The organism is Amycolatopsis stemonae (assembly GCF_054781455.1).
Genome location: NZ_BAAGUJ010000009.1, coordinates 178,178 through 192,549, shown reverse-complemented (window position 1 = coordinate 192,549; position 14,372 = coordinate 178,178). Strand labels below are relative to the sequence as shown.

Here is a 14,372-nt window from a genome sequence, read left to right as displayed (position 1 = left end):
GCGAACAACGCCTCTCAGCGACCAGTGGGCAGCAGGGACGAGATCCGCAGCGAGGACGTCCCGAGGCCCGTCGGGCCGCCGAGGACGGTCGCCGCCATCGGGTGGTAGCGCGCCTCGGTCTCCGTGTAGCGGCCCACGTTCTCGTGCCAGTTCAGCGTCGCGGCCATCCGGTCGCGCAGCTCCGCGACGTACCCGTGCAGTGACTCCCGCACGTCCGGCGCCACGTCGTAGTCGCGCAGCAACGCGGGTAACTCGACCGAAGCCGCGTGCCGGAACTCCGCCAGCCGCGCCTCGATCAGGTCGGCCACCACCGCGAACGCCCGCTCCTCCGTGCAGTCGAGGAAGTTGCGCACCACCAGGACGCCGTTGTTGAGCTCGCCCTCGAACTGGATTTCCTTCCGGTACGAGAACACGTCGTTGAGCAGGCCGCAGTAGTCGGCCGCCGCGTGCTCGACCGCCTGCACCGGACGGGTCCGGCGAAGCGCCGCCGGCACCGCGCCGGCGAACCGCGAGAGGCTCGTCGCCAGGCCCGAGCCGGACGTCCGCCGCCGCATCTCGACGTAGTCGATCGGGTCCGGGATGCGGTTGCCCGCCTGGTTTGCCAGCTCCCACAGCCAGCTCGACGTCATCGCGTCGACGGCCCGGCGCACGGCGTCCCGGTCGGTCGTCCGCGCCCAGACGTCGGCGAATGCCGTCTCCACCGGCGTCGAAGGCGCCGAACCGGCCATGATCGACGACAGCCGGAGGTTGCCCGCCTTCGCCGCCGCGAGGTCGCGGGTGGCGCCGTACACCATCGGGTAGTAGTCGTCGGCGTACGCGGTCCACGTCAGCCAGTCGCTCGCGACGTCGAGCTGCTCGGCGGTCGCCTCCGGGTGACTGCCCGCCGCGCGCAGCGGCAGGTCGGCCGCGCGCAGCTTGCGCTCGTCCCACACGACGCCGTCGAGGAGGCCCGTCCGCCGCGCCCAGTCGACGTTGCGCGTGCGGCACGCGTCCAGGTGCGGGTTCGACCGCAGCGGGAACGGCGCCGCGAACGACGGCCGTGGCACCGAAACCTCGCGGAACGGCGTGTGCCCGTACGCGCGCAGCCGTTGCGGCGCGGTGGCGAGCACCGAGGTGAAGACGCGGGCCGCCGACGTCCCGAGGCCGGTCGCGCCGCGGCCCGCCAGCGCGCCCTTGTTCATGTACCGGCTGGATCGCAGGTGCCACTCGTGCCCGCCGGACTGCCAGTCCTGCAGGCCTTTGACGTACGCGAACGTCGCCGCGCGGGCGGCCGGGTCGACGCCGTGCTCGTCGAACAGCGCCGGCACCTCGGTGAGCGCGGTGTGCTCGAACTGGTGCAGCCGCGAGGTGATCAGGTCGTTGACGGCGTCGGCCGCCTCCTGCGTCGAGAGCCCGAGGAACTTCTCGAACACCAGCACGCCGTTGGACAGCTCGCCCTCGTCCTGCACCTCCCGCTGGTAGGAGAACAGGTCGTTGCGCAGGTGGACGCTGTCGGCGAAGCAGTCGCGCAGGACTTCCATGGCCCGGGACGCGGCGATCCCGTCCGGCACTTCGGCGTGCATCGAGTGTTCGACGAGGTTCGCCGACCACGGCGCGCCGCCGACCTTCCGCCGCATCTCGACGTACTCGATGGGGTTGGCGAGCCGGCCTTCGTTGATGTTCGCCAGCTCCCACAACGACTCTTCGAGCAGCGCCTTTGTGCTCTCGACGAACCGGCGCCGCCAGCCGGCCGAGCGCTGCGGGACCGTCCGGTTCCACAGGTCGGTCAGGCCGCGCTCGACCGGGTTCTCCGGCGTCGCGGTGATCTCGCCCTCGGCGGGCATGAACCGCTCGATCCGGTCGAGGTACGTGCGCGCGCTGTCGATGTCGCCGGTGCGCTTGTACAGCTCGAGGAAGTGGTCGTCGAAGTAGAAGACCCAGACGTACCAGTCGGTGATCAGGTCGAGCTCGCCGGCGTCGGCGTCCGGGTGCGTGTATGCGCACAGCAGCGCGTAGTCGTGGGAATCGAGGTCGTGCTCGGTCCAGATCACCGTGCCGTGCTGCGGCACGTCGACCATGTCCATGCCGCTCGCCCACGCCTTGCTGTGCGCGCGGGCGCGATCGAGGTGCGGGTTCAGCCGCGCCGGGTGGGGGAGGTAGAACTCGGGGAGGGCGAACGGCTGCTGAGGCACCCCGTGAGGCAACCAAACGCCGCCGGTGCCCGCCAAGGGGCGCGGCCGGGATGCACACGAACGTGCCGGGCGCGTCCCCCGGGCGGCCCAGCGACGTTCACGACCCGGATAGCACCCGGGCGTCCGCCGTCGCACGATGGAGGACGTACCCCGAGCGAGGAGAGCCGATGACCGACGAGACCCGAGTGGTCGACAACCCCGACGAAGGCCGCTACGAGCTGTGGGCGGGGGAGAAGCTGGCGGGGATGGCGTTCTACGACGAGCGCGGCGACCTGACGGTGTTCACCCACACCGAGATCGACGACGCCTTCTCCGGCCAGGGCCTGGGCAAGATTCTCGCCGCCGGCGCGCTGGACGACGTCGTGGCGAAGGGCCGGACGATCGTGCCGGTCTGCCCCTTCATCGCCGGATACCTGCGGAAGCACCCGGACTACGAGCCGCACGTCCGCTGGCCCAAGGGCTGACTGTTACGCCGTACGCAGCAACGTCACTGGACCGTTCGGGTCCAAGATGAGCGGTATGTCCGGATCTATTGGTTATTAACCAACCTTCGTCGGTGTTGCGTTGGTTGCCCGGCAACGAAAGTGACCGGCGCAGGCTTCGAACCGGCAAACTGGAGGAAGTTGATGACTCCCCGGAAGACCGCCCTCAAGACCTTCGCCGTCTTGTCGGCCGCCGCGCTGACGAGCGGCGTGTGCGCGTCGGCCGCCACCGCGTCCCCGCTGGCCCTCTCGGAACTCCAGGCCCACGCGATCACGAACGCGACGCAGGTCGCGCAGTCGCTGGGCGCCGCCTCCGGTGGCATCTTCCTGGAAAACGGCAAGGCCGTCGTGAACGTCGTCGACGACGCCGCGGCGCAGAAGGTGCAGGCCGCCGGCCTGACCGTGAAGAAGGTCAAGCACACCTTCGCCGCGCTCACCGGCGTCAAGAACCAGCTGGACGCGGTGAAGAACGTCCCGCAGACCGCGTGGGGCATCGACACCAAGACCAACCAGGTCGTGGTGAAGGTCTACGACGCGGCCAGCAAGGAGACCGCCGACAAGGTCACCGCGGCCGCCGCGAAGTACGGCGACAGCGTCCGCGTCGAGCACCGCACCGGCAAGCTGGAACTGCACATCCAGGACGGCGACGCGATCCAGAACGACCAAGGCCGCTGCTCGCTGGGCTTCAACGTGACGCGCGGCGGTTCGCCGTTCCTGCTCACCGCGGGCCACTGCACGAACCTCGGCGGCACCTGGGCCGGCGGTGACGTCTCCGGGGCCCAGGTCGTCGAGAGCGACTGCCCCGGCGCCGACTCCGGCCTGCTGACCCGCCCGAACGGCTCCGGCCCCGGCGAGATCAACACCGGCCAGAAGATCACCTCGGCGGCCGAGCCGACCGTCGGTGAGCAGATGCAGAAGCAGGGCTCGACCACCGGTGGCGGCAGCGGCCAGGTCACCTCGGTCGACGAGTCGGTCAACTTCGACGTCGGCGTGCTCAACCACGAGTTCGGCACCACCGCGCACACCGACCACGGTGACTCGGGCGGCCCGGCGTACGACGGCGAGAAGGGCCTCGGCACGCTGTCCGGCGGCGACACCGTGACCAGCTACTTCTACCCGCTCACCCTGGAGCTGCAGGCCTACGGCCTCCAGCTCGCCTGAGAAAAGAGCCCGCAGGGCCCCTTCACGCGCGTCGAGGGCGTGTGAAGGGGCCCTGCTGCCATTTCAGAGCCGCTTCGCGCGGTAGACGGCGTCGGTGTGGTGACCCTCGCCGCGCGTCTCGCACGTCTCGACGAGCCACTCCCAGGCGTCGCCGAGGTACGTGGTGATCTCCTCGGGCTCGAAGTACAGCTCCTCCGGCGGCTTCTGGCCGTCGAACTCGCGCATGGCCTTCGGCGAGTGCCCGACGACCAGCAGCGAACCGCCCGGCCGGATCGCTTTGGCGGCCGCGGTGAAGACGTCTGCACGGAGCTTCGGCAGCAGGTGCATGTACTGCGCGGAGATCAGGTCGTACTGCTCTTCCGGCTGCCACTCCAGGATGTTGCGGTGCAGCCAGTTCACGGTCACGCCCGCTTCCTTCCCGGCTGCCTCGGCGCGGGCGAGCGCGACGGTCGAGATGTCGGCGCCGTCGACCGTCCAGCCCTGCTTCGCGAGCCAGATCGCGTCGCCGCCCTCGCCGCAGCCGAGGTCCAGCGCGCGTCCGGGCGTCAGCCCCTCGACCTCGGAGCTGAGGTTCGCGTTGACGTTCCCGCTCCAGATCCGGTGCTCGTCGCGCTGGTACATCGCTTCCCAGAACTCCTGCTTGAGCATGTCTTCGACGATCATGGGGCCCTCGTGCGGCATGGTTCCTCCTCGGTGACGTCCCCAGGATGCGGAGGACGTCACCGAGGAGGCAAATCGTGTTGCCGATCCGGCAACTCAGGCCGTGCCGTACACCTGCATCTCGTACAGCGAGTAGCCGTACGACGTCCCGCGCGTGACGCCGTTCATCCGCACGTAGCGGCCGCTGCCGGTGAGGCCGGTGAGGTCGTCCGTGCCGCCGTTGCCGGTCGTGGTGCTGTAGATCGTCGTCCAGGTCGTGCCGTCGGCCGAGGTCTGGATGCTGTACGCCTTCCCGTAGGCGGCCTCCCAGCTCAGCTTGACGTGCGAGACCGCCTTGGTGGCGCCGAGGTCGACGCGCAGCCACTCACTCGCGGTGCCCTCCTTCGACGCCCAGCGCGTGCTGGTCAGGTTGCCGTCGAAGGCCGCGCTCGCCGGGTAGGACGACGACTCCGTCGACGACGCCGTCGCGGTCTTCCCTTGGGAGAGCAGGGTTTCCTGGCCGCCGCCTCCGCCGGTGACCGTCACGCCCAGCGAAGCGGTCTTCGTCCCGCCGGTGATGGTGATCGTCGCCGAACCGGGGCTCGCGGACGCGCCGGCGGCGACCGTGGCGGTCGAGGTTCCGCCGGCCGGCACCGACGCCGGGGAGAAGGACACGGTGACGCCCGCGGGAGCGCCGCTCGAGGCCAGCGTGACGGCGTCCGTGCTGGTGACGGTGGCCGTCGCCGTGCCGCCCGGGGCGACGGAAACCGACGACGGCGCCACGCTGAGGCTGGACCCGGTGCCGGCCGCGGTGAACGTCCAGCGGGCCTGGGTGCCCGAGCAGCTGCCCGCGGTGAGCGTCGTGCCCGAAGCGCGGAAGCACTTCTTGCTCGTCTGGATGTCGGAAATGGTGCCGTCGGGGTTGATCGACCACTGCTGGGCCGGGCCGCCGGTGCACGTCTGCAGCACGATGGAGCTGCCGGAGATGCCCGCGCACTTGTCGTCGATCACGAGGAACGCGCCGTGGAAGGTGAACCGCTGCGCGTCGCCTCCGGTGCAGGCGGCCACCTTCAGCGTGGTGCCGCTGCCCGGGGCTTCGAGGCAGGTACCGGTGGAGCTGTTCTGGTACTGGCCGACCGTCGTGTTCGGCTTCGCGCCGCCCCAGCATTCACCCGTGCCGGTGTTGAAGATCGGCGTCGCGTCGAAGGGCTCGTCCGACGGCGGGTCGACGACCACCGGCTCCATGACCGGCGTGTTGTCGGGGTTGTAGTGCGTCAGCGCGTCTTCGCAGTCGATCGCGTCGAAGGCGCTGCCGCCCTTGCCACCGAGCCAGAGGTCGATGTGCCGCAGGCCGGGTCCGCCGTTCGGGCCCTTGCCGCTCCAGTCCTGCGAACACTCGTCGCAGCCGTCCTCCATGACGAAGTATTTCTTCACCCGCGGCACCCAGACCTTGGTGCCGGGCTTGAGTTCGTCGCTGCTGGTGGCGAAGGTGATCGGGTCGGCGAAGGTGCCCTTGCCGCCTGCGGTGTCGTGGATCTGCGGGTAGGAGATGTCGCCGCCGGGCGGCGTGTTGTCCCACCAGCCGTAGAAGGTGAGGAACGTCGGCTGGGTGGTGGCCGCGCTCGCCGTGCCCAGGCCGGCACCGGTCAGAGCGAGGAACAGGGTCGCGACGAGCACGAGCGCGCGCCGGGTCATGCTGCCTCCGGAAGGGGGTGGGGCGGACGATGACTGCGGCGTGCGTCCAGGTTCGCCGGGCGGCGGCGCGGCGTCAAGACCTGTTCGTAAAGTTTCCTAACGAATCGCCTCCCGCTGACCGGGAAATCCGAGCGGGAAGCGCTTTCCTCGGTGAAGATGGCGTCATGAGCGAACAGCGGGAAGTCGTGGTCACCGGAGGCGGCACGGGCATCGGGCTGGCGATCGCCGCCGGCTTCGCGGCGGCGGGCGAGCGGGTCACCGTCACCGGGCGCCGCAAGGACGTGCTGGAGGCGGCGGCGGAGCAGATCGGCGCGCGGGCCGTGGCGTTCGACGCGAGCGACCCGGCGGCGGTCCAGGCCGCGCTGGCGGACCTGCCGGCGCGCGTCGACGTCCTGGTCAACAACGCAGGCGGCAACACCGATCGCGTCCGGGAAGCGCCGACGGACCTGGCCGGGCTGGCGGAGGCGTGGCAGGCGAACTTCGCCGCGAACGTCCTCTCCGCCGTGCTCGTAACTTCGGCGTTGAAGCCGCGCTTCGCGGACAACGTGCGCGTCGTGACTCTCGGCTCTGTAGCGGCGAAGCAGGGCTCCGGCTCGTACGGCGCGGCGAAGGCGGCGATCGAAGCGTGGAACACCGACCTCGCGCGCCAGCTCGGTGCCGCCGGTTCGGCCAACGTCGTGGCGCCCGGCGTCATCCTCGACACGGAGTTCTTCCACGGCACGCTGACCGAAGAATGGCTCAGCTCGCGGATCTCGGCGGCGTTCGACAAGCGGGCCGGGACGCCGGGCGAAGTCGCGGAAACGGTGCGGTTCCTGGCATCGCCGGGAGCGGGGCACATCACCGGGCAGGTCGTGCACGTGAACGGCGGCGCGTACGGCGCCCGCTAGGCCATCCGGGTCGGAAGTGGGTCGAACGTCCCACGACGGCCGCGGTTCTCTCCATGGTGGGAAGTGTCCAGACCACCGGAAGAGAGGTGTGATCCGCCGTGACGGCAGCATCCGAAACCCCGGCCCTCCCGACGACGCGACCGGCCGGATGCCCGTTCGACCCGCCCGAGAACTACGCGACCCTGCGGGAGACCGCGCCGACGTCGCAGGTCCGCTGCCCGGCGGGCATGGACGCCTGGCTGGTGACGCGCTACGGCGACGTCCGCGCGGTGCTCGCCGACCGCACGATGAGCTCGCGCGGCGCTTCTTCGGTGCACGTCAACCCGAACGCCGACCTCGACGAGGAGGTCAGCCCCGGTTCGATCATCCAGCTCGACGGCGCCGAGCACGCCCGCCTGCGCAAGATGGTGATCGCGGAGTTCACCGTGCGGCGCGTGGAGGCGATGCGCGGCTACGTCCAGCAGCTGGTGGAGAGCCACCTCGACGCGATGCTCGCCCGCCCGGGGGAGGCCGACCTGGTGCAGGACTTCGCGTTGCCGATCCCGTCCCTGGTGATCTGCGAGCTGCTGGGCGTCCCGTACGCCGACCGGTCGCGGTTCCAGCAGCAGAGCGGCTTGCTGGTCAGCACCGACACGAGTCCCGAAGACGGAAAACGCGCCTACGACGAACTTTCCGGCTTCCTGGCGGAGCTGTTCGCCGACAAGGAGCGGAATCCGCAGGACGACCTGTTCAGCCGGTTGATCGCCCGGGGCGCGTCGACCGGGGACCCGCTCACGACGGAGGAGCTGGTCGTGCTGGGCCTCAGCCTCCTGGTGGCCGGGCACGAGACGACGGCCAACATGATCGCGCTCAGCACGCTGGTGCTGCTGGACCACCCGGCCCAGCGCGACGTCGTGCTTTCGGCGCCGGACCGCGCGGTCGAGGAGCTGCTCCGGTACCTGTCGGTCGTCCAGTTCGGCGTGCTGCGCTACGCGACGGCCGACGTCCAGGTCGGCGCGCGGTCGGTCAAGGCGGGGGAGTGGCTGGTGGCGGCCCTGAACTCGGCGAACCGCGACGAGGACCTGTTCCCGGGCGCCGACAAGCTCGACTTCCACCGCGACTCGCCGCGCACGCACGTGGCGTTCGGCTTCGGGGCGCACCAGTGCATCGGCCAGCAGCTGGCGCGCGTCGAGCTGCAGGAGGCGTTGACGCGGCTGTTCCGCCGGGTCCCGGACCTGCGGCTGGCGGTGCCGCGGGAGTCGTTGGCGTACAAGCACAACACGCTGGTGTACGGGGTGCGGGAGCTGCCGGTCGCGTGGGGGTGAGAATGGCGGCATGAGCACCTCACCGGCCCGGCGGTTGTGGGCGGCGGTCGAGCCGCTGCACGCGGTGGTCTACTTCGCGCCGGAGACGGCGGCCGCGGCGAAGGAGGTGGGCCTGCGCGGGTACTGGATGGGCTACTTCGCGGGCCGCCTCGCCCCGCTGGGCCCGATCGGTCCCGCGGCGGCGACGTCGATGTTGTTCGGGTTCGCGCCCGCGATGGTCGCGCGGGCCGTGCCGGACGCGTGGACGTTCGCCGCGCCCGCGGACGTCCTGGCGTCCCGGCTCGCGGCCGTCGAAGCGGCCCTTTCGCGGGTCTCGGGGCCGGCCGACGAGCTGGCCTCGCTGCTCGAACGGGCCGTCGGCGCGTGCGGCTTCGACGGCCGCCCGCTGGCGGCGGCCTGGTCCGCGGTACCCCGGCCGTCGAGCGCCCTGGCCCGCCTCTGGCTGGCGGCGACGGTGCTGCGCGAGCACCGCGGCGACGGCCACGTCCTGGCGGCGGTCCACGCGGGCCTGACGGGCCTGGAGACGACGCTGACCCACATCGGCGACGGCGTGATCACCCGCGCGGACGTCCAGCCCCACCGCGGCTGGTCCGACGAGCAGTGGACGTCGGCGATCGAGGCGTTGCGAAGCCGCGGCCTACTGGACGAGGCCGGTCGGCTGACCCCGGCGGGGGCCTCGCTGCGCCGCCGCATCGAGGAGGACACGGATCGGCTGGCCTCGGCCCCGGTCGCCGCGCTCGGCGCCGACTTCGAGCGGGTGCTGGAGCTGGCGGTGCCCCTGAGCCGCACGGTGATCGACGCGGGCGTGGTCCCGGTCCCGAACCCGATGGGCGTCCCCCGGCCGTGACGTGACCCCGGTCGATTCCGGCCCCTCCCGTTCGACGCGTCGGTGACCGCACCCCGGACATCGGAGGGACCCATGACGTTGCTGGCCGGCAAGAACGCGATCGTCTACGGCGGAGGGGGCCGCATCGGCGCGGCCGTGGCCACGGCATTCGCCGAGGAAGGCGCGAGGGTCTTCCTCGCCGGCCGCACCCGCGCGAGGCTGGACGAGGTCGCCTCGCGCATCCGCGCCACGGGCGGGTCGGCCGAGGCCGCGGAGGTCGACGCCCTCGACGAGCAGGCGGTCGACGACCACGCCGACGAGGTAGCCGCCCAGGGCGGCCTGGACATCTCGTTCAACCTCATCGCCCACGGCGACGTCCAGGGCAAACCGCTGCTGGACATGACGTTGGCCGACTACGAGCGCCCGGTGCTGACGGCGGTGCGCACCCAGTTCCTGACCGCCCGCGCGGCGGCCCGGCACATGGTGAAGAAGGGTTCCGGCGTGATCCTCCTCTTCGGGGGCGCGGGCGATCCCGTGCGCGAGTTCTCGGTGGGCGGGCTGCAGGTGGCGTTCCACGCGCTCGAGGCAATGCGCCGCCAGCTCGCCGCCGAGCTGGGCCCGCACGGCGTCCGGGCGGTGACGCTCCGGACGGGCGGCATCCCGGAGACGCTCCCGTCCGGCTTCCCGGGCCGTGAGGAACTGGAGGAAAACATCGCCGGCAAGACAATGCTCGGCCGCGCGGCGACCTTGGCCGACGTCGGCGCGGTGGCAGCGTTCGTGGCGTCGGACCGGGCGCGGACGATGACCGCGTCGACGGTCAACGTCAGCTGTGGTGCCCTGGTGGACTAGCCCGGCGTCGGGGGTGAGCCGGTGGGGCGCTTCGCGCTCCTCGGCTTGCCGCCGTCTGCAGCCGCAGCCGCAGCCGCAGCCCGCCGCCGTAGCCCGTCGCGGGCGACCGTGCCTTGGTGCCCGGTTGTCCGCGGTCGATCGGCTGCCGCCGACCGTGCCTTGGCGCCCGGTTGTCCGCCGTCGATCGGCTGCCGCCGACCGTGCCTTGCCGCCTGGTCGTCCGCCGCCGACCGTGCTCGGCGGCCGCCCGGACGTTGCCCGGCTTGCTGCCGAAAGGTGTCTCGTCAGTGGCGCGACGAGATCTGCTGCACCGTCCATTCGTTCCCGTCCGGGTCCGCGAAGTGCACGAACCCGACGTTGTCGAGGTCGGCCTTCCCGTCCCAGGCGCCCGCGCCGAAGACCTCGATCTCGCCGGCGTCGACGCCCCGCTCGAGCAGCATCGCGTGCGCCTTCGGCAGGTCCTTGACCACCAGCTGCAACCCCCTGAGCGAACCGGGCGGCATCTCTGCCACGGCTCCCTTGCCGATCACGACCGAGCAGCCGGAGCCCGGTGGGGTCAGCTGGACGATCCGCGCGTTCTCGCCGACCGTCATGTCGTGGTCGAGGGTGAACCCGAGCTGGTCGGCGTAGAACGCCTTCGCGCGGTCCACATCGGACACCGGCACCACGACCACTTCGAGCGTCCAGTCCATCGCGTGTCCTTCCCTCGGCCCGGCTCGGCGGACCACACGCTACTCGCGCCGGAGTTCTTCGCGCACCGCTCGTCAGCTCTCCGCGATCAGCCGCCGCACCGCGTCCACCACGAGTTCCCGCCGTTGCGCGCGGGGGATCGTGGTGCGCACGCCGAGTTCCGAATTGGTCGTCGCCCACGCCGTCGAGATCGACTGGATCAGCACCAGCAGCTCCAGAGGTGTGTAGTGCTTGGACAGTCTCCCTTCGTCCTGTGCTCGTTGCAGGTCGCCCAGCCGGATCTCGTTGGCCAGCACGATCTCCGTGACCCATTTGCCTTCGGGGCGTTCCAGTCGGTGCCAGATCGCCAGCCGCAGCGTCGCCGGTTGCTCTTCGTACCGGTCGAAGAGCTTCCCGGCGTAGCCCGGCAGGTCCTCGGCGTCGACCGGGACGTCGAGGACGAACTTGCCGACCGATTCGCCGAAAACCGTGTCGAACAAGGTGTCCTTGTTGACGAAGTACTTGTAGAGCATCGCCTTGTTGCATCCGGCGGCGTCCGCGATCCGGTCCACGCGGGCGCCTGCGATGCCCCGTTCCGCGAACTCCTCGGTGGCGGCGGCCAGCAGTCGCCGCTTGGTCTCCGCCGCGTCTCTCATGTGAACCACTCTATCAACCAACTGGTTGGTTGACAAATCCCCCGATGAGGTGTTGTCTTGAGGTAACCAACCGGTTGTTTAGCCGGTTCGAACGAGCGAGGAGAGGGCATCATGAGCAGGACTTGGCTGGTCACGGGCAGTTCCCGCGGCTTCGGGCGGGAGCTGGCCCGGGTCGCGCTCGAGGACGGCGATCGCGTGGTCGCCACCGCGCGCCGGCCGGAGCAGCTGAAAGATCTGGTGGCCGAATTCGGCGACGCGGTCCGCGCGTTCGAGCTCGACGTCACGGACCCCGTGGCCGCGCGCGAGGCCGTGGCCTTCGCGGTGCGCGAGTTCGGCGGGCTCGACGTCGTGGCCAACAACGCCGGCTACGCGAACAGCGCACCGATCGAGGACATGCCGGAGGACGACTTCCGGGCGCAGGTGGAGGCCAACTTCTTCGGCGTAGTCAACGTCACGCGGGCGGCCTTGCCGGTGTTCCGCGAGCAGGGCTCAGGCCACTTCCTGCAGTTCTCGTCGGTCGGCGGCCGGGTCGGTGGGTCGCCGGGCTTGGGCGCCTATCAGGCGGCGAAGTTCGCGGTGGAGGGATTCTCGGAGGTGCTCAACGCGGAAGTGAAGCCGTTCGGCGTCAAGGTCACGATCGTGGAGCCGGGCGCGTTCCGGACGGATTGGCAGGGCGCCTCGATGGAACGCGCCCAGGTCCGCCCGGAGTACGACGCCTCGGTGGGCGAGATGCACCGCCTCCGCGACGCGACGGACGGCAAGCAAGCAGGCGACCCGGCCCGAGGAGCCCGAATCCTCGCCGACGTCGTTCGCCTGGAAAGGCCGCCCCTGCGACTGCTGCTCGGCGCGGACGCGGTGGAAGCGGTGCAGCGTTCGGACCGAGCCCGAGGAGCGGAGGTGGCGGAGTGGGCCGAGGTCAGCCGATCGGCGGCGTTCACCACGGACTGAGCCGTTGGCCACGCGGCCAGGCGCGGTGGTCGGCGACAGTGCGGGCCGTAGGTGGCGTGCGGGCGGCTTTCGCGGACTGAGTGCGGCCGTCTCTGGTTGCGCGTGCCGGTTTCGGTGCGCTGCCGGGCTTTGCGGGCGTCGGTTCGCGCTCCGGCTTACGCCGAGGGGCGATCCTCTTGAGCCAGGCTGGGTGAGACGCGGCGCGATGCCGTGGGTCGATCGCGCGTGGGGCAGGCGTGCGGGCGGGCGGTGTGCGGCGACACGCGGTCGCGGCTGCACACGCGGGTCGCGGCTGCACACGCGGGTCGTGGCTGCACGCGCGGGCCCGTTGCGTCGCGGCTGCACACGCGGTCGCCGCTGCACGCGCGGGCCGGTTGCGTCGCGGGCCAGGGTGCGGCGAGCCGATGGTCACGGCTACCGACATCCGGTGTGACCTGAGCCCGGCTGCGGTCGAAACGGGCCTCAGGCCCGCTCCTGGGCAGCCTCGCGTTGCTCCACCACCAAGCGCTGGTGGCGGGCCGCGCGGACTCGGTCTCCGCACGTTGTCGAGCACCAGCGGCGGCGGGCGTGCTCGCGGACGAAATACCGGACGCAGCCGTGGGCCTCGCAGGGGCGTACCAAGCTGCCCATGTCGCCCGTGAGCACCTCGATCGCGTCGCGGGCCAGGGTTGCCAGGGCCTCCTCGACGCTGCCCGGGCTCGTGCTGCGCCACTCCCGGCGTGGGGTGGCCGGCCAGGTCAGCTGGGGGGCTGCGGCGTCCGCGCGGGCGGCCGCGTTCACCGTCTCCACCGCGGCCGAGGCCGGCGGGCGGTCGTCTGCCAGGGCGGCTAGCAGCTCGCGGACCGCGGTGCGGAGGTCCGTGACTCGGGTGAGGGTGTCCGCGTCGAGTGGGGCGGGTGGGAGGTTGTGCTCGCGCAGCCACTCGGTGGCGCCGGCTGGGGTGGTGAGGTCGTCGACTTCGCCGTTCGCGCTCAGGCGGCGGGTGTTGACCAGTGCCAGCGCGGGGGACCGCTCCTCGCCGGGGGCCGCTGTGACCACGTCGCCTCCTTCGCTCGGCCTTCATTGTCCAGGTCGTTGACAAGTCTACGTTGTCTCATGGATAAATGTAAGAGTATCCATGAGACGTGAGGAGTGACCGATGGTTGCCGTGTATCACCGCTTTGCCACCGTTGACGGGCGCCGGTTGTTCTACCGGGAGGCCGGGCCGGTCGACGCGCCCACGATCGTGCTGCTCCACGGGTTTCCGACCAGCTCGCACATGTACCGGCACCTCATCCCCGCGCTGGCCGACCGCTACCACGTCGTCGCGCCCGACTACCTCGGGGCCGGGGCGTCCGACGCGCCCTCGGTGGACGAGTTCACCTACACCTTCGACGCGCTCGCCGAGCTCACGCTCGGGCTGCTCGACCGGATCGGCCTGGACCGCTTCGCGCTCTATATCCAGGACTTCGGTGCGCCGGTCGGCCTGCGCATCGCGGCCGGGAACCCGGGGCGGGTCACCGCGATCGTCACGCAGAACGGCAACGCCTACGTCGACGGCCTGGGCGCCGGCCTCCCGCAGAAGCTCGCCGCCGGCACGCTGAGCGAGGACGACCTGCGGGGCATGGTCAGCCTCGAAGCCACCCGGGCGCAGTACCTCGACGGCGTGCCCGACCCGGTCCTGGTGAGCCCGGACGTCTGGGTTCACGACCAGGCCCTGCTCGACCGGCCCGGCGGCGCCGAAATCCAGATGGCCCTGCTGGCGGACTACCACCACAACATCGGCCTGTACCCGAAGTTCCACGAGTACTTCCGGACCAGCCAGGTCCCGCTGCTCGCCGTGTGGGGAGGCAACGACGAAATCTTCGTCGCCGACGGTGCCCGGGCCTACGCCCGCGACCTGCCCGACGCCGAGATCCACCTGCTCGACGCCGGCCACTTCGCGCTCGAATCGCACCTCGACGCCATCGCCGGGTATGTCCGCGGATTCCTCGGACGGGTGGTGACGCCCTGAAATCCGTTTCCCCGCAGGGAGTTCGGTGAGCGGGACGCCGGTGCGGTGCCGGTTGACCGGTCCGGCGGCGTGCTCGTAGGGTTTCCCCGAGA

At 71.1% G+C, this 14,372-nt stretch carries 14 protein-coding genes; 8 read left to right on the top strand and 6 right to left on the bottom strand.

Features of this window, described 5'->3' with window-relative positions; all coding sequences use genetic code 11:
- Window positions 1-14: 14 nt before the first annotated feature.
- On the bottom strand, window positions 15-2,171 hold the full coding sequence (locus ACYVLJ_RS30585; RefSeq protein ID WP_460441275.1) for a terpene synthase family protein: 2,157 nt from the start codon (window positions 2,169-2,171) through the stop codon (window positions 15-17).
- Window positions 2,172-2,338: 167 nt separating this feature from the next.
- Between ACYVLJ_RS30585 and ACYVLJ_RS30580 the strand changes: the two genes are divergently transcribed.
- Entirely contained in the window at window positions 2,339-2,635 is a 297-nt protein-coding gene (locus ACYVLJ_RS30580) for a GNAT family N-acetyltransferase (RefSeq protein WP_460441274.1), read from the top strand.
- A 162-nt stretch (window positions 2,636-2,797) separates the two neighbouring features.
- Window positions 2,798-3,814: a S1 family peptidase gene (locus ACYVLJ_RS30575; RefSeq protein ID WP_460441273.1), complete on the top strand. Its 1,017-nt coding sequence runs from the start codon at window positions 2,798-2,800 to the stop codon at window positions 3,812-3,814.
- Between the two features lie 63 nt (window positions 3,815-3,877).
- On the opposite strand, the gene ACYVLJ_RS30570 is transcribed toward ACYVLJ_RS30575, so the two are convergent.
- Both ACYVLJ_RS30570 and ACYVLJ_RS30565 read right to left on the bottom strand, forming a co-directional pair.
- The gene (locus ACYVLJ_RS30570; protein ID WP_460441272.1) at window positions 3,878-4,495 is read right to left on the bottom strand and encodes an SAM-dependent methyltransferase; all 618 of its coding nucleotides are present in this window, start codon (window positions 4,493-4,495) and stop codon (window positions 3,878-3,880) included.
- A 75-nt stretch (window positions 4,496-4,570) separates the two neighbouring features.
- Window positions 4,571-6,148, bottom strand: a complete 1,578-nt coding sequence (locus tag ACYVLJ_RS30565; RefSeq protein WP_460441271.1) for a discoidin domain-containing protein — start codon at window positions 6,146-6,148, stop codon at window positions 4,571-4,573.
- Between the two features lie 164 nt (window positions 6,149-6,312).
- Between ACYVLJ_RS30565 and ACYVLJ_RS30560 the strand changes: the two genes are divergently transcribed.
- From ACYVLJ_RS30560 to ACYVLJ_RS30545, 4 genes are all read left to right on the top strand, one after another.
- Window positions 6,313-7,035, top strand: coding sequence for an SDR family oxidoreductase (locus ACYVLJ_RS30560; protein ID WP_451981927.1), 723 nt, complete (start codon window positions 6,313-6,315; stop codon window positions 7,033-7,035).
- A gap of 98 nt (window positions 7,036-7,133) precedes the next feature.
- Window positions 7,134-8,339, top strand: a complete 1,206-nt coding sequence (locus ACYVLJ_RS30555; RefSeq protein ID WP_451981924.1) for a cytochrome P450 — start codon at window positions 7,134-7,136, stop codon at window positions 8,337-8,339.
- Window positions 8,340-8,349: 10 nt separating this feature from the next.
- Window positions 8,350-9,186 (top strand): SCO6745 family protein, encoded by an 837-nt coding sequence (locus tag ACYVLJ_RS30550; RefSeq protein WP_460441270.1) that lies wholly within the window; start codon window positions 8,350-8,352, stop codon window positions 9,184-9,186.
- Window positions 9,187-9,258: 72 nt separating this feature from the next.
- A complete protein-coding gene (locus ACYVLJ_RS30545; protein WP_460441269.1) occupies window positions 9,259-10,014 on the top strand; it encodes an SDR family NAD(P)-dependent oxidoreductase in 756 nt (251 codons plus the stop codon).
- Between the two features lie 284 nt (window positions 10,015-10,298).
- Here ACYVLJ_RS30545 and ACYVLJ_RS30540 read toward each other — a convergent pair whose 3' ends face one another.
- Together ACYVLJ_RS30540 and ACYVLJ_RS30535 are read right to left on the bottom strand one after the other, a co-directional pair.
- Window positions 10,299-10,706, bottom strand: coding sequence for a VOC family protein (locus ACYVLJ_RS30540; protein WP_460441268.1), 408 nt, complete (start codon window positions 10,704-10,706; stop codon window positions 10,299-10,301).
- Between the two features lie 72 nt (window positions 10,707-10,778).
- A complete protein-coding gene (locus ACYVLJ_RS30535) occupies window positions 10,779-11,339 on the bottom strand; it encodes a TetR/AcrR family transcriptional regulator (protein ID WP_451981912.1) in 561 nt (186 codons plus the stop codon).
- 111 nt (window positions 11,340-11,450) lie between these two features.
- On the opposite strand from ACYVLJ_RS30535, the gene ACYVLJ_RS30530 reads away from it, so the two are divergent.
- Entirely contained in the window at window positions 11,451-12,287 is an 837-nt protein-coding gene (locus tag ACYVLJ_RS30530) for an oxidoreductase (protein WP_460441267.1), read from the top strand.
- A gap of 462 nt (window positions 12,288-12,749) precedes the next feature.
- On the opposite strand, the gene ACYVLJ_RS30525 is transcribed toward ACYVLJ_RS30530, so the two are convergent.
- Window positions 12,750-13,325 (bottom strand): CGNR zinc finger domain-containing protein, encoded by a 576-nt coding sequence (locus ACYVLJ_RS30525; protein WP_460441266.1) that lies wholly within the window; start codon window positions 13,323-13,325, stop codon window positions 12,750-12,752.
- Between the two features lie 100 nt (window positions 13,326-13,425).
- Here ACYVLJ_RS30525 and ACYVLJ_RS30520 point away from each other — a divergent pair, with 100 nt between their 5' ends.
- Entirely contained in the window at window positions 13,426-14,280 is an 855-nt protein-coding gene (locus ACYVLJ_RS30520) for an alpha/beta fold hydrolase (RefSeq protein WP_460441265.1), read from the top strand.
- Window positions 14,281-14,372 lie beyond the last annotated feature (92 nt).

Bases quoted from the DNA above. Each gene is read 5' to 3' on its own strand.
- ACYVLJ_RS30565 (WP_460441271.1), bottom strand. From the start codon at position 6,148: ATGACCCGGCGCGCGCTCGTGCTCGTCGCGACCCTGTTCCTCGCTCTG.
- ACYVLJ_RS30550 (WP_460441270.1), top strand. From the start codon at position 8,350: ATGAGCACCTCACCGGCCCGGCGGTTGTGGGCGGCGGTCGAGCCGCTG.
- ACYVLJ_RS30520 (WP_460441265.1), top strand. From the start codon at position 13,426: ATGGTTGCCGTGTATCACCGCTTTGCCACCGTTGACGGGCGCCGGTTG.
- ACYVLJ_RS30535 (WP_451981912.1), bottom strand. From the start codon at position 11,339: ATGAGAGACGCGGCGGAGACCAAGCGGCGACTGCTGGCCGCCGCCACC.
- ACYVLJ_RS30575 (WP_460441273.1), top strand. From the start codon at position 2,798: ATGACTCCCCGGAAGACCGCCCTCAAGACCTTCGCCGTCTTGTCGGCC.
- ACYVLJ_RS30580 (WP_460441274.1), top strand. From the start codon at position 2,339: ATGACCGACGAGACCCGAGTGGTCGACAACCCCGACGAAGGCCGCTAC.
- ACYVLJ_RS30570 (WP_460441272.1), bottom strand. From the start codon at position 4,495: ATGCCGCACGAGGGCCCCATGATCGTCGAAGACATGCTCAAGCAGGAG.
- ACYVLJ_RS30530 (WP_460441267.1), top strand. From the start codon at position 11,451: ATGAGCAGGACTTGGCTGGTCACGGGCAGTTCCCGCGGCTTCGGGCGG.
- ACYVLJ_RS30545 (WP_460441269.1), top strand. From the start codon at position 9,259: ATGACGTTGCTGGCCGGCAAGAACGCGATCGTCTACGGCGGAGGGGGC.
- ACYVLJ_RS30560 (WP_451981927.1), top strand. From the start codon at position 6,313: ATGAGCGAACAGCGGGAAGTCGTGGTCACCGGAGGCGGCACGGGCATC.
- ACYVLJ_RS30540 (WP_460441268.1), bottom strand. From the start codon at position 10,706: ATGGACTGGACGCTCGAAGTGGTCGTGGTGCCGGTGTCCGATGTGGAC.